The organism is Pseudomonas sp. MS01C9, assembly GCF_058202755.1.
Genome location: NZ_CM177073.1, coordinates 5,230,354 through 5,250,285, shown reverse-complemented (window position 1 = coordinate 5,250,285; position 19,932 = coordinate 5,230,354). Strand labels below are relative to the sequence as shown.

General features: G+C 64.2%; 5 protein-coding genes. 1 reads left to right on the top strand and 4 read right to left on the bottom strand.

The features are described from left to right. Positions 1-110 precede the first annotated feature (110 nt). Positions 111-2,699, top strand: a complete 2,589-nt coding sequence (locus AC1M7R_RS23750; RefSeq protein ID WP_490609968.1) for a bifunctional diguanylate cyclase/phosphodiesterase — start codon at positions 111-113, stop codon at positions 2,697-2,699. 140 nt (positions 2,700-2,839) lie between these two features. Here the strand turns inward: AC1M7R_RS23750 and AC1M7R_RS23745 are convergent, their stop codons facing one another. The 4 genes from AC1M7R_RS23745 to gspE all read right to left on the bottom strand — a co-directional run bounded on the left by AC1M7R_RS23745 (position 2,840) and on the right by gspE (position 19,812). Then, positions 2,840-15,262 (bottom strand): filamentous hemagglutinin family protein, encoded by a 12,423-nt coding sequence (locus tag AC1M7R_RS23745; RefSeq protein WP_490609967.1) that lies wholly within the window; start codon positions 15,260-15,262, stop codon positions 2,840-2,842. Positions 15,263-15,474: 212 nt separating this feature from the next. Next, positions 15,475-16,647: a substrate-binding domain-containing protein gene (locus AC1M7R_RS23740; protein ID WP_072391271.1), complete on the bottom strand. Its 1,173-nt coding sequence runs from the start codon at positions 16,645-16,647 to the stop codon at positions 15,475-15,477. Positions 16,648-17,182: 535 nt separating this feature from the next. Next, positions 17,183-18,394, bottom strand: a complete 1,212-nt coding sequence (gene gspF / locus AC1M7R_RS23735; RefSeq protein WP_490609966.1) for a type II secretion system inner membrane protein GspF — start codon at positions 18,392-18,394, stop codon at positions 17,183-17,185. Next, the gene (gene gspE / locus AC1M7R_RS23730) at positions 18,394-19,812 is read right to left on the bottom strand and encodes a type II secretion system ATPase GspE (RefSeq protein ID WP_490609965.1); all 1,419 of its coding nucleotides are present in this window, start codon (positions 19,810-19,812) and stop codon (positions 18,394-18,396) included. The genes gspF and gspE overlap by 1 nt, the downstream gene beginning before the upstream one ends. Between the last annotated feature and the right edge of the window lie 120 nt (positions 19,813-19,932).

Genomic DNA, 19,932 nt, shown 5'->3' with positions numbered 1-19,932 from the left:
CGCAGCGCGCAATCCGCGGCTGTACATCGGCTGTCGGGCAATTAAGTTAATTGTCCGACAGCCGATACAAAGTCGTGCGGGATATTTCGCGTTTTGCCGATGGCTTGTTTATGACTGAAGATGCTGGTGACCATTCCACCGACCTGTCCCCGGGGCTGCCGACCCGTAGCTTCACCCGACGCACCTTCCCGGCCATCATGCTCCTGCTGTTTGTCATGTCCGCCCTGGCGATCGGCGTGCTGCTCAACATCACTCAGAACCAGGATGAGCGCGCCCGGGAACAGAGCCTTTTCTTCGCCCAGCGGGCCATCGAGGGGATCCGCACCGCAATTGCACGTGACTTGAGTGACTACTCCAAGTGGAGCGACGCCTACCGGCACCTGCATGTGACGGTGGATAAGGAGTGGGCCTACGACCAGGAGAACGTTGGTAGCAGCGTTTATTCGCTTTACGGCTACCAGGCGGTATTCGTCGTGTCCCCGAGCGGGAAAACCGTGTATTCGGTGATCGACGGGAAAATGGACGAGGTCGATGCCGATACCTGGCTGGCCGGTGACCTGCGAGGGCTCGCGAAACTTGCCAGGGCCCCGGAAAACCACGATGAGGTCGTGGTCAAGTTGTTGCATCACAACAATGCGCCGGCATTCGTCGCCGCCTCGGCCATCACCATCGGCACCGACAACAGCGTGCCCGAAATACCAGGGCCGCCCAGCCTGCTGTTATTCGTGAAAGTCCTGGACGCTGCTTCCCTACAGGCCCTGGCCCGGGATTTTGCCTTGCCCGATGCATTCATCACCGCAACCCAGGGGCCGCAGGGCACCGCCCAGCTAGCCCTTGATGACCAGGCCCTTGACGGCCAAGGTCAGGAAGCCCTCGCCTGGCGACCGGCCACTCCCGGACACGACCTGCGCAAGGTCTTGCTGCCGCTGCTGATCGTGGCGTTGCTGATCCTGGGGTTCCTGGCGCTCGCCGTGTTGCGGCATGCGCTGATGATGCTCCGTGCCCAGCAGCGCCAGTACGACAGCCTGCTGGCCCACCGCAAGGCCCTGGAGCGCAGCGAAGAACGCTTCCGGGACATTGCCGAAGTGTCGTCCGACTGGCTATGGGAGGTAGACGCCAGAGGGACATTGACCTACCTCTCGGAACGCTTCGAACAGGTGACCGGTTTCAGTCCCGGCGAATGGCTGGGTAAACCCTTGCACAGGCTGCTGCATCCACACGGCGGCAGCATTTCCATCGCCCAATGGTTACTGGGCGGCGCCAGCAGTGGTTCGTCCTCCCCTCTGCTGTGCGAGTACACCGCGCGCAACCAGCGCATGCGTACCTGCAAGCTCTCGGTGCGGGCCATCGAAGCCGGCGCCCTGGGATTTCGCGGCACCGCCACCGATATCACCGATGAGCTGCGGGCACTGGCCCAGATCAAGCATCTGTCGCTGCACGACCCGCTGACCGGGCTCGCCAACCGCAACCGGTTGTTCGACTGCCTCAACGAACACCTGGATCCGGCCAGCGGCGTCCCGCTGGCCGTGTTGAACCTGGACATGGACCGATTCAAGCCGGTCAACGACTCCCTGGGGCATGCCGTGGGCGACAAGGTGCTCAGGGAAGTGGCGCATCTGCTTGTGCAGAACGTACGCGGCACCGACCTGGTGGCTCGCCTGGGGGGCGATGAATTTGTCATCGTCATGCCTGAGCCGGGCGATTCGCAGGACCTGGAGCAACTGTGCGCGCGCCTGATCGACTGCATGCAGCGCCCCATGCACCTGGACGGCAATACCCTGTACCTGGGGGTGAGCATCGGCGTTGCCTGGGCACAACCCGGTGAAACCCGCGCCGACGAGCTGCTGCGACAGGCCGACATCGCCCTGTATGCGGCCAAGGCTGCCGGCCGCAACACCTGGCGCGTGTACGTGGAAGCGATGGGCAACGTGGCCCGGGACCGCCGTCGCTATGAGCAGCAGTTGCGCGATGCCATGCACCACGGCCAGCTGGAGTTGCGCTACCTGCCCCGCTTCGATGTGAATGCCGAGCAGTTGCATGGGTTCGAAGCCCAGATGTTCTGGCACCATCCCGAAAAAGGTGAACTGAGCGGCAGCGACTTCATACCCGTCGCCGAAACGTCAGGCCAGTTGGAAGAGCTGGGGACGTGGATGCTGACCAATCTCTGTGAGGAAGCGGCAAGCTGGCCGACGCCGGTCAACGTGTCGCTGGCGGTTTCGCCCAAATGGTTCAGCAGCGGCTTGCTGCTCAACCAGGTGCAAACGGCCCTGGATGCAAGCGACCTGGCACCCCATCGCCTGACCCTGGAAGTGGCCGAAGGCATCCTGCTGGTGGACCACAAGACTGTCGCCACGACCTTGCATGCCCTCAAGGATGTCGGTGTGCTGATCAACATCGACAAGTTCGGCACCAACATCGCCTCCCTGCGCGAAGTGCTGAACCAGCCGTTCGATGGCATCCGTTTCGATCGCAACATCCTCGCCCAGCTGGGCCTGGAGCACGACGAGGCCGGAGTCCTGGCGATGATCCGCCTCAGTCGCAGCGTCGGCCTCATGGTCACTGCCGAAGGCATCGAAAATGCCCGGCAATTCAGGCAACTATGCAGTGTGGCCTGCGACCACGTCCAAGGCCCCTATTTCGGCTCCGCCCTGGCCCGTTCGGAAATGGCCTCGTTCTTCACCACACCGCGCTGGCTGTAACCCTCCCACCGCTATCGCGAGCCAGCTCGCTCCCACAATGGGCTCTGTGGTGCATGCAAAAGAACACCCCCGGTTCCCTGTGGGAGCGAGCTTGCCCGCAATGACGCCAGCACAGCCCACCTCACTGCAAGCTCAGCCCCCTACAAACTCAACCGCCCCCGCTCTTCCTCGGTCAGACGCTGCCTTGACTGCTCGTCCAGGGGGCCGGCGCCCAGTACCTGCACCGGGCTGGCCGGGTCGTAGGCCCTTGGGGTTTCGCGGCTTGCGCCGTCCCGGGACGGCGCCAGTTGTTCGTTACCGAAGCTCACCACCTGCACGGTGAACACCGATGCCTGGTTCTGCCGCGCCGCATTCTGTTGCTGGCGGGCCACATCTTCAGCCGCCTGGGTGGCCGAGGACGCCGCCGAGCTGGCCGAGGTGATCGCCCCGGTGTTCACCGAGGCCGCCAGCGGCACCCCGGTGGACTTGCCCTGGGTCTGGATGTTGGCCGCGTTCACTACGGTCAGCGCCGCGATGTTGACGTTGCCCGATACCCGGATTCCGGCCTCGCCCGCATCGATGGTGCCCAGCGGCGCGATCAGGTCGATATCCCCCGGCGCCACCTCGAGAATCGGGTTGAGGGTGGCGATACCGGCACCCGTGCTCGGCACTGACGGCGACAAGGAAACATTGCCCCAGGTGTCGTACAAGCGCTTGGGCGGCGTATAGACCACGGTGGTTTTCGAACCCCGGCCGGCGTTGATGTCGCCCTGGGCCGACCAACCGAGGATCGAGCCGCCGAAGGTCGTCATGATCCGGCTCTGGCCCAGCAGGATGCTGTCGCGGGCGTACAACTGGATATCCCCCTCACCCTGGGTGATGACCCCGGCGGTGGACGGCGGTGCGTTGCCCTCGATGCCGAATGTCTGCCCGCCACCCGGTGTGAGCATCTGGATACTGCCACCGAAGTCGGTGTGCACGCCTGCCCCGCCGAACAGGGTGATGTCGCCCTTGTAGGTGATCGGATTGCCCGCCACGTCCTTGGTCGGGAACAGCCATTCGATCGCTTCCCGTCCCCGTAGGTAGCTGCCTTGGCGCACACCGCCGGCTTCGTTGTACTCACGGCCTGCGGCCTTGAGCTCGGCGAAGTACACATTGCGGGCAAACACCCGCTGCTGCTCGGCTGGCAGCGCCGCGAAATAGGCGCGGGCCTGCTCGCTGTCGCCGCTGAAGCCGAAGCGCTGCTCCAGCCAATCCACCAATTCAGCTTCATAGGTCTTGGCGACCTTGCCGTCCTGGTTCGCCAGGGGCACGCCGGCCAGGGCCTGGTTTGCCGGGTCCAGGTACGCCTTGACGAAGCGCTGGTAGTCCGCCCCGTCGAGACCCGTGCCGGCTTGCAGCACCAGGCTCGCCCCAGGGCGCGAATCACCCGGTACCACGGCGCCGAGGCTGGTGATGCTGACCTTGTCTTCCATCAGGATATTGCGCCCGGCGGTGATCTCCAGCAGGCCGGGGCCGGCGACGTTGAAGTTGCTGTAGAGGATGTCGCGCCCGGCCGAGACGATGGAGATGTCGGTGGGGTTGTTGTGAATCAACAGATTGCCGGTACTGGTGTAGTTCCCCAGGAAGAAGTCGCTGTTCAGCGAGCCGCCCAGCGGTATACCACTGCTTACAATGTCTCGTCCGGCCCTCATCCAGACAGCCCCCATGCCTTCATAAGCAATCTGCCCGAATCGGCTATCGTTCTCGGAGGTGTACCTCATCGTTCGTCCGCTCGCGACGGCCAGCAAATCGCCGGTGAGTGCATAGAAGCGAGCAGGATCCGTGTTGCCGGCCCACTCGCTGGAAGCGCTGCTGGTATCGAACGCAAGCAACGGCAGGACATTCGCGCTGGGACGCGCACGATTGGCATCGGCGGAGAGATTGCTGAGCGCCACACTACCATTGACGAGCCCGGCAAAAGCCGGTCGCAACGGTGTGGCCAGGGCCTCGGAGGCAGCACCGGAACGACTGACCGACATGTCGCCACCGTAGATGGAATCGCCGGCCATGAACTGCAGCTCACTGTTGATGCCGGGAGCGAGCAGCAGCGCTGGGCGGTCGTTGCCGTTGTAGCCATTATCATAGAGCGCTGAGGACTTCCCGTAATAAAGGCTGCCGCTGGCTGCCACAGCCCTCAGGATGGACGGATATACCACCGCCAGGTCGGTTGCGATGCTGGATGTCAAAGGTGTCAGGTTGCCTCCCGACGACCACAAATCGACCGCAGTATTGGCCGTCCACAACGTGAACCAGCTCAGGCCTGATCCGTCAGTCGCAGCGTTTTTGAAGGGCGACCCACTCATCATCGGCGCCCGGCCCGGATCGGCGACGTCCATCACGACAAGGTCGCCCGAAGTTGCCAGATCAAAGGTAGCGTCCCCCGGCATGAGGGTCAGTCCACCGGTGGCAAAGCCTCGTGTGGATTTGAAGGAGTCGTAGGCTCGGGTTTCTCCAGGTGACTGTGCCGAGACGGCGTCACCGTATTGCAGGTCGATTCGACCGATGGCGCCGCTGTCGACCTGCACGTGGCCCCGCAGGTTGATCACCGCACCGTTCAGATGCCCGTTGGCGATCAGGCTCTCGGGGTTCAAAGCCCCCCCCACACGCAGATTGAGATCGCCACCGCCAGTCAGTTGCAGCCTGCCATCGGCGCCTACACGCCCGGTACTGCCCACGGCAAGGACCAGCCCTTGACTGCGGCTGTTGCTGCGCGGTTCGAGAAGACTCCCCGTCAGTCGATCGAGTATCCCGGCATCGCCCGCCACTTGAACATTCAGGTCGCCGCCGCCAAGCGTACCGAAACCGGTAAAACCGACCATCAGATCGGCCATGCTGGGGTCCTGCGCAGCGGTGTAGCTGCCAAAATTGATCCACCAGGCGGACGGTTGTGCCCCGGCACCCGTGGCAACTGAGCCGTTGCCTTGGCGCCACAGCCAGTTACCAACGTTGACCGTGTCGTAACCGGTATCGAATGAGTTGGGCCGCCCATAACTGCTACTGGAAACATCCATGGCGTTGCCGGTCATGTCACCACCGACCTTCAGGGTCAGGTTACCGCCAGAGTCAGGGTACCAGGCGCGATAGACACTGTTGACGCCGCCGTCCACGAATTGCTCGTTTTCGCCTGTCTCGTCATTGAGCACCGTACCTCCTGCCCCCAACGCCTTGGGCTGGTTGTACGGATCGCCGGCGTAGGTTGCGCTGGCCGAGCTGCCGGCGGTGTAGACCCCGTAAAGAGAATCCATCCTCAAGTCACCTGCCGACAGCAACTCAAGGTCTGCCGTGCCGGTGCGAATGACGCTCCAGCGCTGACTGCCCGGCTTATAACCCGGAGGACCTCCCACTTCACAGCGAGACGGATCGTCGATGCACAGGTTCGGATCGCCGAACCCTGCGAAGTCCACGGGTTGCCCCACCATGCTGGTGTCACCAAAAAACTCCAGCGATCCTGCTTCGGTCCACACCATATTCGGCACGCCAAACACGCCGTAATGACTGTCGGCCAGATGCAGATCGCCTCTGGCCGACACGGGCTTCACGACCCGGCTGTCAGCCGCCTGTGTATCGGCCCCCGCCACGAGGCGCAACGACCAGGATTGCGAACCCTCGGCCAGCATCAGGGCGATGGCCCAGTTGCTCCCCGCCACTTCCGGACGCAACTGCACCGACTCCACACCGGCCGGCAGCTTGATGTCGGTACCTGAAGGGATTTTCGAGCCCACGCTCAGTGCCAGGGCGCCATTGAGACGCTGCACATTGGTCAAACCGTTGCTCGCGTCCGCAATGCCTGGCAATGCAACGCCTTTAGGCCAGATCAGGCTGCCTATGGTTGCGCTGGTGCCCAGCAGGCTGCCAGCCCCCAGGACTGTTCCTGCCTCAAGGGTCTGAGCCGAAGCCAACAAGGTGCCGGCTGCGAACAACAGGTTACCCGAGGCGTCATGCACCGCCGCGGCCAGCACCGTACCGGCCGGCAGCTCCAGTGGCTGATCAAGCGTCGCGGCGACCGGCAGGCGTGTTCCCGCCGCCAGGGTGGCACCCTTGAGTGGCACGTCGAAGTTGAGCACCGAGCCTGCCGGAAACGCCGTGTCGTCCGCCAAGGTCACACCGGTACCGGGCACGACGATATCGCCCGCGGCGAAATCGATGCCCGGCAACAGCACCCAGCCCTTGTCATCGTTGGTGGCGGGCGGCCGGGCGAAACCGTCGGTGATGCTGCCATAGATGTTCAGGTCTCCCCCGGCGCGCAGGGTCAGTGCACCCGACTCACCGGAGCCGTACACGGCGGTTTTACGAGAGTGCGGATTCACACTGGCGTAGCGATAACCGGACAGGTCCAGGTCACCCCGCACCACCAGGTCACCGTCGGCCGTCGCGCTGACGATCTCCACGCCAGGCCGCAGGTGGAACGCATCGGCATATCGAGCGTTGTTCAGACCGGCGAGCTTGCGTTGCATCAAATCGCCGTTGGCCAGGGCCGCGTTGATGAAAGCGATACTGTCCTGGTGCTTGCCATCCAGGTACGCCTGGTCGATGACCTGATAAGGCCGGCCGCTGGCCGCCGGATCGCTGCCGTAGGCTGCGTCGTTGTACTGCCAGGTACCGTTGACGGCAATCGAACGAGCGCCCTGGATATCCAGGCCACCGCGGGCGTCAATGGCGATGTCGCCCTGGGTCGGAGCCGAGCCGGCACGTCGCGCATTGAGTTCCAGCGTGCCACGGGCACGGCCGTCGTGCTGCCCGGCGGGCGCCGCAGTGCCATGCCGCAGATCGATACGTGCACCCTCGGCCAGGGTCAGCACACCGCCGTGGGAAGTCAGGTCGACGATGGCACGGTTCGGTGAATCGATGATCTTGCCGTAGCTGTCCACCCGCAGACGGGCGCCGTGGGCGTCAAGCACCGCGTTGCTGCCCAGGGTCAGGGAACGCCCGGCCGCGAGCCGGATGCTGCCGACCCGCTCGCCACTGGCGTCGACCTTGCCGTTGACCAGCAGGCTGCCATTATCCAGCGACACACTGATGGCCGAGGCCCTGAGTTCGTTGCCGATCACCAGGTCGCCTTGCTTGAGCTGGAAACCACGGGAACCGAATACCTGTCCTTCGTTCAACCGTTGGTTCAACGCAGCGAACTGCTCACTCAGGCTACCGCCCCCGCCCAGGCGCTGGGCCTGGATTTCCACACCGCCGGCCAGGTACGGCATGGCGGTGCCTGCAGCGTCATATTCGCCTGTGCTGCCACCCAGAATCCGTCCCTGCAAATCAACGATCCCGGCGGCCTCGTCCAGGGCCACCGCGCTGAGCCGGCCAGCCTGGTTGTTGCGAGCCGAGAAGTCGATGCTGGCCCCATCAGCCTGGCGGATGTTGCCGTTCTGGCTTTGCAGGATCACCTCGCCACCAGCGCTGTAGCGTGTCACGTCGTTGAAAGTGACTGCGCGACCAGCCACGTCGATCAGCGACTTATCGGCCAGGGTCAGGTCATCCGTCGCGCTGAGGGTGAGCTTGCCGCCAGGCAGCACTACGGCACTGGCCAAATTGAGGCTCGCGCCTTTGATGGACAACTCGCCCCCAAGCCCGGAGACAGTGCCCGGCCTGGCGGTCGTGCCGGTCACGTTGACCGCCCCGCCCGCCGTGATGCGGTTGACCGAACCGGCTTCACCGGTGAGCAACGGGGTGAGGATATTCAAATTGCCGCCGCTATAGGCGTAGCCTGTTTTGGCGTCATAACTTCCCTGGCTTCGATACACCGCCAGGCTGCCCTTGTGGTTGGCGGTCAGACGCTCGCTGGCGCTGAGGTTGACGTTGGCGAATCCCAGCGCCAGGCGATCCAGGGTAGTGACCGAGCTGGGCTGGGCAAAGTCGCCGTAGCCCAATTCGATGCGCTGGGCCTGGATGTCCAGGCGACCGGCACCGGTACCGGCCCCACCGGCGATCACCGAACCCGGCGCGCCGACGGCACCGTTCCAGATCAGGTTCGCGGTGCGGATGGTCGCCACGTCGTCGACACTGCCGGCGCCATAGATGGCCGGGGTGCTGAGCATCAGGTTGCTCAGGCGTGACTTGCCTGTTGTCAGGTCATAGGTGTCCAGGCTGACGGTGCCGTAGAAATTCAGCGCCTGACTGGCCGTCAGTTCGAGGGTTTCCAGGGACGGAGCGCCATACTGGGTGTCGCCACGCAACAGGCGATCGAGCACCGTCTGGCTCAGGGTCAGGCCGGCAGGCAATACGTTGCGTCCCGCCGCATCGCTCAATGCCTGGGCGGTGCCGACATTGATGTTACTCAGGGCCAGGGTCAGGTGACGGGTGCCGTAACGCACCTGGTCGTCCAGTTCCAGGCTGCTGCCGGAGGCTGCAACGATGCTGCCTTCGGAGTGAATCCGGGTCACGCCGCTGCACGGTGTCAGGCTGCACCCGCCGATGTTGACCGAGCCCATGGAGCCTGACTGCGGAGCCAACACGTTGAGCAAGCCGTTGGAGGCCGCCAGCATGTTGTAATTCTGGTTCCTCACATTGAGGTTATAGATAAAGCCATCACGGGCATCGTATGCCGCCTTGCCCTGCCCGATAGTGTTGATGGCGGCGCCTTGCTCCACCAACAGCTCGCCGCCGTCGGCCAACAGGAAAACCTCGGGCGCTGCCAGCGTCGCACCTTCACGCAAGGTCACGCTGCGCGATACCCGCTGTGGCGTGATGTAATTGCCACCTTGGCCATATAGCACTGAAAACTGGCCGCCAATCACCTGCCGTGACGCATCGAGCGCATTGAGACTCTCGGCATCGAGGGTCACACCCTCGAAGCCGGTCGTGGCCCCCCGCCCTTCGGCGACCACCTCCAGTGCGGTGCCGTTGCTGGCAACCACCGCGACGGTGCCGCCGAATCCCCCGGCCTGAGGCGCGAACCTGCCGACGCCCTTGAAGGTGAAGGCCTGGTCTCCAGCGCCCGTCGCCAGATTCAACTTCAAGGTCTTGGCATCGACCGGCAACAGGGCCCTGGGGACGCCCAAGCGCGTGGCGTCGGCCACGGCAAACTGGGCGTAGCTGGTTTCGTTGTATTGCGAGTAGCGACGCAGCACATCGCCCGACGTCAGGATGAGCTGGCTGGACAGACTGTCACGCTGCCCGGTATTGGCCACCGATAACACACCAGCGGTAGTCCAGGAGCCGTTGCGCATCTGCTGCGCGCCCATTGTGACGCCTTGCCCCGCCAAGCCATTGACCTCGACCCGGAACGCCCCCGGCAGCAAGGCATAGGTGGACGGCATCAGGGTATACGTACCCGCCGGCAACCCAGGAACGCCGGCGCCGATGGTGATCTGCTGCCCTACCCTCGGATCCACGGCGCCGCCCTCCGGAGCGACCGGCGCGTACTGGCTCTGGTTGCCTGGCACGATGGCGTAGACCGGGTTGCTGGACAGGCCAGGCAAGGTGAATCCGCCGTTGGCACCCATTTGCACCAGCGGATTGAAACGCGCATCGGTCGAGCCACCGCGGCCGGAAATGAAACCGGCGCCAAGCAAATCACCTCCACCCGAAAGATCCAGTTCCGAACCCGCCTCGGCCGCCACCGACCTGCCACCGAGAATCACGCCGATTTCGAGATCACCGTTGGCGGAAGGAACCCCTCCTTGCCCCAGCAACACGACTTTCTTGCCGGCGTACTGATAATCTTGACCATCGACGGTGCCACCATACGGCAGCACCAATCCCTTGCCACTGACCGACGTCAGACTGCCTGGCAACAACTCCACCCGATCGGATACCCCTTCCGAGCTGTTCGTGCCGATTTCCAGCAACCCCAGAGGTGCCCGGACGACACCACCTTGTTCGATCTTCGCACTGCCCAATTGCAAGCGGCCAAATACCGAATAAGGCACTTGGGGTGCGATCCGGGTCGTACGGCCGATGACCAGGCTGCGCGCCGGATCATAGAGTTTGGTGCCACTTCCGGACTCAGCGCCCCAGCCATATCCCGCCAACACCCGTGCGCCAACCCCGGTCGCCGGATACAGTTGCGCGGCCCGCAGGATCATGTCCGAGGGGGTCAATAACTGAGTGGTGAAGCCCTGAGGCAAATCGTCGCCGGAGAACCCGGCCAGCAACCGCATATCGCCCCGACTGTTCAACTGCACCCGGTCAAAACCGCCGCGCTCCATCTCGACGGAGCTGCCATCGGCCTGCAGCACAGTGCCTTTGCTGCTGAACATCACGTTGCCCTGCACATCCAGCAGGTCGGCATTGACTGCAAAGACCGATTTGTTCGCCAACAGCGATACACCGCCCTCGATCACCGGTCGGCTGTAGTTGTCCTTGTTCGGTTGACGTCCCGCCAGACCCGATAGCAGCACGTGCGAGGCGTTGAGCCGGACTTGGCTATGGGTTGGTGCAGTTGCACCCAACCCGAAGCTGCGGGCATACAGACTCAGGCTCTGCCCCAGAGACAGCGAAACGTCACCGTCGACACTCAACAGCCCATTGCTCAGCAGGGCCAGGCTGTCGAAACCGCCCGACCGGACCTGGTCCACACCCAACCGCCCATGACCATAGACCAATGAATCCGCCACGGTCTGGGCACTGCCACCCGGCAAACTTGCCTGAGCGGACTGCCCCAGCACCAACTCACGCACCTTCAGCACTCGATCATTGACGGCATTCTTCACGTAGTAGGGCGTTTCCAGCGCCACCGACAGTTTGCCACCCGCCGCCCCCGCCCCACCCGAACGGGCGCTGAAGGCGCCATCCAGGTACAACCCGTTGGCCGATGCCAGGGAAATACTGCCGCCATTGCTCGCCACCGTCGTGCGGCCCTGGCCGGGAATATCCAGCACGGCCTGGCTGCCATCCGCCTGCAGGCGCGCGCCCTCGCGCACCACCACGAACAATTCGGACGCCGAGGCCGATCCTTTCGCGACATCAATCTGGCCACCGATGACAATCTGCCCGCCATCGCGTACCAGGCCGTAGGTCTGGCCACGCATATCGCGGGCGGTCACGGCCCGACTGGAGACGTCGATCAGCGCCTGCTCGCCAAGCCAGATGGAACGGCCATGCCCCTGGGCATTGACCGGGTCGCTGACCGTTTCATTGACGCCCAACCCGGTAAGGCTGACCCGCCCACCCCAGGCATTGAGCGTGCCATTGGCGGTCAATTGCCCGATGCTTCGCACATCGATGCCCTGGCCGGGATCGACGCTGATCACGCTGCCTGTGCCAAGGTTCAATACGGTATCGGCCATGTCGGCGGCACTGGCATTCGCGGTACCGGCATTGAGGCTCAGGCTCGCGCCGCGACGCTGGGTCAGCACCCCCTTGATCGCGTCTTCCTGGTACAACTCAGGCGTCCAGCGCTGCAAGGCACCGGCCGGGTCTGCACCGCTGCCGGTGCTCAACGCCTGCTCGTCAAAACGGTACACTGGCATCGTCACATCGACCCGGGTCCCGTCTGCCACGGTCAGGCCCTGGTTGCCGGTGATGTCATAGGCTGAAAAGCCCTTATCGAAGAAATCGCCGTCCAGTTGCAAAGTGCCGGGTTCAAGGGACGAACCGCTGTTGCCGATCAGCACCTTGTTGGCCGCCAGTTTCAAGGTCCCGCCACCGCTCACCCCGGTGCCACGCAACTCACCGTCCAGGTTCAGATCGCCGTTGCCGGACGACGCCCCCGTAGCCGCCATCAGGGTCAAGTCACCGCCCTTGCCGCCCCGGGTCTTGCCATCGGCCATGATCGCAGCGCCGGAACTGACGTCGATCAGGCTGCCCCGGCGCACATCGATATCACCACTGCTACGCACGGACACGCTGCCGCCGTTAATGAACGGCAGGCCTTGGCGGTCGTGGCCGTCGAGCAGCAGATTGCTCCAGCGTCCGGCGGTGTCCAGCTTGACGCCTTCGCCCAATGTGACCGTCGCCCGCTGTCCTGTAACGGGTGAAAGCGTGACGTCTCCCATCTGGAAGTTGTCGGTCCTGACCTGCTTGAGGATGTTACCCAATACAATGCGACCACTGCGGGCCGTCAGGTCGGCGTTCACTTCCACCTGCGGCGCATAAAGCGTGATATCCCCGCCGTCGGCTACCGTGAGTGCGCCGTCGATCTTGATGCCTTCAGCCGCCGCTACCTTGACTGCGCCGAGCTGGAAGCCATTGAGCAGCGCGTTATCCAGCACCAACTTGCCTTGCCGGTCGTTGCCGACCGCCGAGGTCAAGTCCAAGCCTGCGGCAATCTTGTCGGTCACCTTGCCGACGGTGACCTGATCGAAGGTGGGGTTCAAGCCACTGTTGATCACGCCACTGGCCTTGTCATAGATCGGCGTGTAGCTGCCCACCCACAACTGGGCCCGACGGGCCACGGCGTTTTGCGATTGCTGGTAGCCGTCGAGGTTGAGGTTCGGCGCCTGGGTCTGGCGCTCGCCCTGGTAGACCTCGCCGACGATCTGGCCTTCCAGTACCGCGTTGCGGGTCGACACCACCAGCTTGCCGGCGTCGCGGCCGACGGTGTAACCGGCCTCGAAGCGCTCGCGTGGGGCGATCAGCGGGTTGTAGTAGTAATCGGTCTGGCCCCAGCGTTGACTGTGGTCTTCGTAGCCCTTGTAGATGCCGGTGTAGAGGATGTCACCCGGCGCCCTGGACAACTCATACAAACGCCCGTCAGCGCCCTTGAGCCAGGACTGGCGCAGGTAGCCGCTCTGTACGTCCAGGGTACCGCCGGACAGGTTCAACTGGGCCGCCTGCTGGGTCACGACATCGTTGCCGGTAAACGTCAGGCTGCCACCCTGGGCCGCCCATTCGCCGACACTGTGCCCTCGGGTGCCCAGGTAGCCGCCGACTTCCAACAGACCACCCGCTGTGTACCAGCGGTCAGTGGCGTAACCGTTGGTGCCCGCCGGCACGTAGACCAGGTCACGCACGTCGACCCAGACATCGTTGTTGGTCAGCTTGCCGCCGTCGCGGTTCACCGGTGCGTCGCGCTGCTCGTTGCCCTGTACATTGACCTTGATGGAATTGGACTCCATCGCCACCTTGACGCCGATGGCACCGGACACGTCGATCACCGCACCATCGCGCACCAGGCTGCGCCCGGCGGCGCTGACGGCCACCTGGCCGCCGGTGGCCAGGGTGATGGAGCCGTTCTGGAAGTCGACACTGGCGCCACTGACGATCTCGACCCGGGACTGGTCGCTGCGGTCCACTACGCTGCTGAGGTTGTTGAATTGACCGGTGATCAGGTTGTTCGGCGTGCCATCGAGGCCTGCCGGTCCGGCATTGCGCTGGCTGTCCAGGGCGCTGCCGCCCGCAGCATCGAGCAGCACCGCCGTGGCGCTGCCCTGGCCCAGCGTCACGCTGCCGGTGCTGTCGTTGAAGGCGTTGAGCAAGTGCACGGTGCCGCGGGTGTCCACCGAACTCGTCGCGATGGCCACGCCGTTCTGCTCAACCCGGTGTCCGGTGAGGGTGATATCGCCAGTACTGGCCTGGATCAGTCCGCTGTTGATCACCGTGCCGGCGCTGCTGCCGGGCTTGAGGGACGTCGCCACCTCGTTGCCACGGGTAGTGGAACGCAGGTTGCCGCTGGTGCCCTGGCCCCGGCGGATATAAAAACTGTCGCCCGCCGCCAGGGTGGTCTGGCCCTTGGCGGTGATGATGGAACCGGCGTTCTCCACCTCGGAGCCCAGCAACAAGGCATAACCACCACCGGCCGTGGAGGTAGCGGCGCGGTGGGTTTCGATCAGCGCGCCCTGCTGCACTTCGACCTTGCCCGCCGCGTCGGTGAAGGTCGGTTGGCTGCCGGTGGCATCGACGTACAACCCACGCTTGCTGAATTGCTCATCGCTGATATTGGCCGCTACCGCCGCCAGATTGCGCACGTTGACCTGGCTGCTGCCGCTGAAAATGATGCCGTTGCGGTTGACCAGCATTACCGTGCCGTCGCCCTTGATCTGGCCCTGGATCTGGCTGGGTCGCGCTTGAGGATCGTTGACCCGGTTGAGCACGGCCCAGTCCGCATGCTGCTGGAAATCCACCGTGGTGTTGCGTCCGACGTTGAAGGTTTCCCAGTTGAGAATCGCCTTGTCGGCGGTCTGCTCGATCGTCACCGTGGTCTTGCCGCCGGCCTGGGTCTGCTTGGGCCCCTTGGCGTTGAGCCAGCCCTGGGTCAGGCTGTTATCGACCTTGAGGCCGCCCTCGCCCAATCCATCCGGCACAGTCTGCACCTGCCCGAACGCCGCTTGCCGCCCCGCCGCTTGCGCCGCCTGCTGGGCCGCGATGGCGGCCACGGTGTTGTTGAGGTTGGTCAACGAACGCTGCAACTGCGCATTGGCCCGTTGCTGTTGCGCCAAAGGCGGCGGCATGCCTGGCTGCGCCGTCGCGGGCCGCCCCGCGCCACCGGCCTGGGAGGCGCCCTTGGCGGCAAACCAGGCCGAACTGAACGCCGTCGCCGCCTGGGCATTGCTGGCCACCATCAGCAGCGCAATGGCCTGGGCCAGCGGCTTGAGTCGCAACATCGACAATTCGCCATCGCGACGTGGAGCCTTCAGGTTCGTCTGGGGTTTGCAGCGCAGCATCCTACTCATCCTTTCGGGTTCGCTCTAAGGGGTCGCAAGGCATTGCCATCAAGCTGCCAGCCTTGGTTATAGGGGTTAGGCGGTTACAGCCGCTCGGGACCGAACGGTTGTCATGAAAATTTCATGTGGCTGTGTTGGTCGGGGCCTGACGCAGAAGATCAGCAACGGCTTGCGCCGTTGCTGATCGTGTTGCATGGAGCTAGCGCGATTCGTTACAGCGGACGACCGATGCCGTTGCAGACGTTCGCATTGCCGATGCTCAGGGCATTGGTTGCGGTTACGAAGCTGCTGCGAATGGCGGTTTTCCAAGTCGCTGGAAGCGGTACAAAGCGATTGGCGGTGATGGCGGCGTCGTTGCTGCTGGCTGCCGTGGCGTTGTAGTGACGGGTGAAGAAATCACGCACCTGGGTGGTCTGGGTTGCATCGGCGTAGCACTGACTGAAGATCAGGTTGGTGAAGCCCAGGATCGGATAGCCGGAGGATGGGTAAGCCACTACGCTTGGGTCGTTCGGGTTGGTGGTTGCGGCGAACACGGGCACCCAGGCGTTCGGGTTGGCGCGGTTGGCAGCGGCAGGAACTGGAACAGCAGCGATGGCAGTCGAAACGTTGGCTGGGGCTGGGGACACACCGGCAACGCGAGCGACCTTGGTGGCGTCATCCAGACCGGCCAGGGAGGTAGCGGCGTAATCCGGGCTCATGTAAGTGATGCGACCTTGGGCAGCGTTCAACGCAGTCATCACAGCCTGGCTGCCGGTGGCAGACACGGCGCCGGTTGGCAGACCGCCGCTGTAGCTGGAAGCGAAGTTGGTGGTGACGGCGAAGGTGCCGGTTTCAGCGCACTTGGCGTTCAGGAAGCGGGTGAACAGCTCGGTGGTGCCGCTGCTCTCGGCACGGTAGACCACGGTGATCGCACCGGTACGACCCGAGCCGGTGATCTGGCTCCAGTCGGTCAGGCGGCCGGAGAACACGCCGCACAGCTGGTTGACGCTCAGGTTGACGTTGGCGGTGCCGGTCTTGTTGAACGGAATGGCGACCGAGGTAGCCACCGAAGGCACCTGGATCAATGGACCCCAGGCGGCGCCGTGGGCAGTGACGTAGTTGCTCAGCTCAGTGGCGCTGAGCTTGGAGTCGCTGCCAGCCCAGTGCACGTTCTTGCTGGTGTTGCCCGCTACGAACTTGGTGTAGTCGTTGTTCAGGAAAGCAGCCTTGCCGGCACCGCTGCCCACGCCGATGTAAGGAGCGAAACCAGCGGTCAGTACACCGGAAGTCTGGTACAGGGGCTGAGGCAAGGTCGCACCACCGCCGTTGACATCAGCCATGGCGGCCTGGGCGGCGCAGAGGCCGGCGAGGGTCAGGGATACCGCGAGAACGTTGCGCTTAAACATGAAGAATCTCCTTTCATCGTGTTCGTACGTAGGTTGATTGACGCGTGCTTGCCGTCATGGCGCTCGGTCCTGTGCCAGTGGCGATGGGGTGAGGCCATGGGTTAGAAATTCGCAGTTTCCGGTGACAGATAAAGGAAAAAACCTCGGGAGCCGAGGGCTGTTTTTCGAGTTTTTTCCTCGGGTGTTCGGGGGCTCTGCGCCGTGGGTTCAGGCGGTTTTTCCAGGGGGACGGCAAGGGTTGGCCGTGGAGTGGCGGCGAATGGTTGCCGAACGGCGGAAGATGACAGAACGAGGAACCCGAGTTTGGCGAAAGCGAGGCTCGGGAGGTGTCGACGGCGTCTGTGTCTATTTTGCTCGGTGTGCTTTTCTGGCGAGGGGATTTATCCCCCGTTGGGGTGCGAAGCGCCCTTCACAACGCGCGCGGGTGTGCCAGGCGGGTTGGCTCGGTGACATGGGGCTGCTGCGCAGCCCTGCGGTGAAAGCCCCAGAGCAGCGGTGCTTGCCACAAGGTTTGTGTCAACCAGACGAGGACGGTTTATTGAACCAGTTGGTTGATCTCGATAATCGGCAGCAGCACCGCCATGACGATCACCAGCACCACGCCGCCCATGACCACGATCATCAGCGGCTCCAGCAACGCGGTCATGCCCATGGCCCGGCGTTCGATGTCCCGGGACAGGGTCTGCGCGGCGCGTTCGAGCACCGGGGGCAGGCAACCGGTCTTTTCGCCGCTGGCGATCAGGTGGATCAGCAACGGCGGAAAGACCTTTTCCACCCGCAGGGCGGCCGCCAGGTTGACCCCTTCGCGGACCTTCGCCGTGGCATCGCTGACACTCAGGCTCAGGCGGTCGTTGGACAGTGTCTGTCGCGCCGCTTCCAGCGCCCGCAGCAGCGGCACCCCGGCGGCGCCGAGAATCGCCAGGGTGGAGGCGAAACGTGCCGTATTGAGCCCCAGCACGAAACGCCCGATCAACGGCAGGCGCAACACACGCGCGTGCCAGTTCAATCGTGCCCGAGGGTTGCGCAGGTATATCCGCCAGCTCCAGAACCCGCCCGCCAGCACACCGAAACACAGCCACCCCCAGGCGCGGATGAAGTCGCTTGCGGTGAGCATGGCCAGGGTCAGGCCGGGCAGGTCCTGGCGCGCCTGGGAAAACGCGCTGACCACCTGGGGCACCACATAGCTGAGGAGGAAGATCACGATGCCGATGGACACCAGCCCCACCACCCCCGGGTAGATGAACGCCGTCAGGATCTTGCCCCGCAGGTTGTTGCGCTCCTCGATGTAGTCGGCCAGCCGCTCCATGACCTGGGCCAGGTCACCGGACTCCTCGCCGGCGGCGATCAGTGCCCGATAGATGTCCGGAAAGTCCTTGGGACGCGCCGCCAGGGCTTCGGCCAGGCGCATGCCGCTGCGTACATCGGCCCGGACTTCACTCAGGGTCTGGGCGATGTGCTTGCGCTCGGCCTGTTCCACCGTGGCACTCAACGCAGCTTCCAAAGGCAGGCTCGCCCCCAGCAGGCTCGCCAGTTGCCGGGTGGCCCAGGCCAGGTCGTTGTCCGAGAGCCGGGCCGCGAATAACCCGCCACCGTGGGCTTGAGGTGTGTTGCGTTCCAACTGCACCTGCAATGCGGTCAATCCACGACTGCGCAGCAGGCTGAAAACAGCACCCTGGCTGTCCGCTTCCAGGTGTCCGGTCTCGATCTTGCCCTGGGCGTCGGCCGCCTCGAAACGATAGCGATTCATCAGGCGTCCCGTGTCACGCGCAGGATTTCTTCAGGAGCGGTCACGCCGCCACAAACCCAACGCTCGCCATCCTCGCGCATGCTGAACATGCCGGCCTGGCGAGCGGCGGCGCGCAAGGCCTGCTCCCCTGCCCCCTGGTGGATCAGCGTGCGGATGTCATCGTCGATGCAGAACAGTTCATGGATCCCGGTGCGCCCGCTGTAGCCGGTCTGGCTGCAGGCGGCGCATCCTACCGGGCGCCAGGTGCCGGGTGCCGCCGGGTCGGGTTGTTTGCACTGCGGGCACAGCCTGCGCACCAGTCGCTGGGCCAGCACCCCGAGCATCGACGAGGCCAGCAGGAACGGTTCGACTCCCATGTCGATCAGACGGTTGATGGCCGACACGGCGTCGTTGGTGTGCAGCGTGGCCAGCACCAGGTGACCGGTCAGGGAGGCCTGCACCGCGATCTGCGCGGTCTCCAGGTCGCGGATCTCGCCGATCATGATGATGTCCGGGTCCTGGCGCAGGATCGCCCGCAGGGCCAGGGCGAAGGTCATGTCGATCTTGGCGTTGACCTGGATCTGGCTGATGCCCGGCAGGTCGTATTCCACCGGGTCTTCCACCGTCAAGATGTTATGAACGCTGGCGTCCAACCGGGCCAGGGCGGCATACAGGCTGGTGGTCTTGCCGCTGCCGGTGGGGCCGGTGACCAGGACGATTCCGTGGGGCTGACGGATCAGGTGATCGAGCTTGCCCAGTACATCCGAGTCCATGCCCAGGGTCTCCAGTTGCAGGCGCCCGGCCTGCTTGTCCAGCAGCCGCATCACCACCCGTTCACCATGGCCCGTGGGCACGGTGGAAACCCGGATATCGATAGGCCTGCCGGCCACCCGCAAGGCAATGCGGCCGTCCTGGGGCAGGCGTTTTTCGGCGATATCGAGCTGGGCCATGATCTTGATTCGCGACACCAGCGCACCGTGCAGGGCCTTGCGCGGCGAAACCACGTCCCGCAGGGTACCGTCGACCCGGTAGCGCACCACCGAATGGCTCTCGTAGGGCTCGATGTGAATATCGCTGGCCTCATCCCGGGCCGCCTGGGTCAGCAAGGCGTTGATCATGCGGATCACCGGCGCGCCGTCCTGGGTATCGAGCAGGTCGGTGATCTCGGGAATGTCCTGCATCAAGCGGTCGAGGTCCACCTCGTTTTCCGCCGCGCCCACCACGGCGGCAGCGCTGCCGGTGTCGGCGTAGGCGCTGTTGAGCAGGCCTTCGATGTCGTCTTCGCGCACCCGCTCCAGCCGCACCTCGCCGAACTGACGACGGACTTCGCTGATGGACCAGCCCGGCGTGGAAGGACACACCATCAGCACGGCCCCCTCTTCGCCCTGGCGCAGCACCAGGCGTTGGGCCTTGGCCCAGGCGTATGGGAGAGTGTTCATGCCGACACCTCGACCCCAAGAAACACACATGCCGCCTGTGGGAGCGAGCTGGCTCGCGGTAGCGGCGGTACGGTTGCAATGAGGTTGAGTGAACTGCCGTCATCGCGAGCAGGCTCGCTC

What these genes read in the sequence shown, in the direction of transcription:
- AC1M7R_RS23750 (WP_490609968.1), top strand. Translation starts at nt 111, where the DNA reads ATGACTGAAGATGCTGGTGACCATTCCACCGACCTGTCCCCGGGGCTG.
- AC1M7R_RS23745 (WP_490609967.1), bottom strand. Translation starts at nt 15,262, where the DNA reads ATGCTGCGCTGCAAACCCCAGACGAACCTGAAGGCTCCACGTCGCGAT.
- AC1M7R_RS23740 (WP_072391271.1), bottom strand. Translation starts at nt 16,647, where the DNA reads ATGTTTAAGCGCAACGTTCTCGCGGTATCCCTGACCCTCGCCGGCCTC.
- gspF (WP_490609966.1), bottom strand. Translation starts at nt 18,394, where the DNA reads ATGAATCGCTATCGTTTCGAGGCGGCCGACGCCCAGGGCAAGATCGAG.
- gspE (WP_490609965.1), bottom strand. Translation starts at nt 19,812, where the DNA reads ATGAACACTCTCCCATACGCCTGGGCCAAGGCCCAACGCCTGGTGCTG.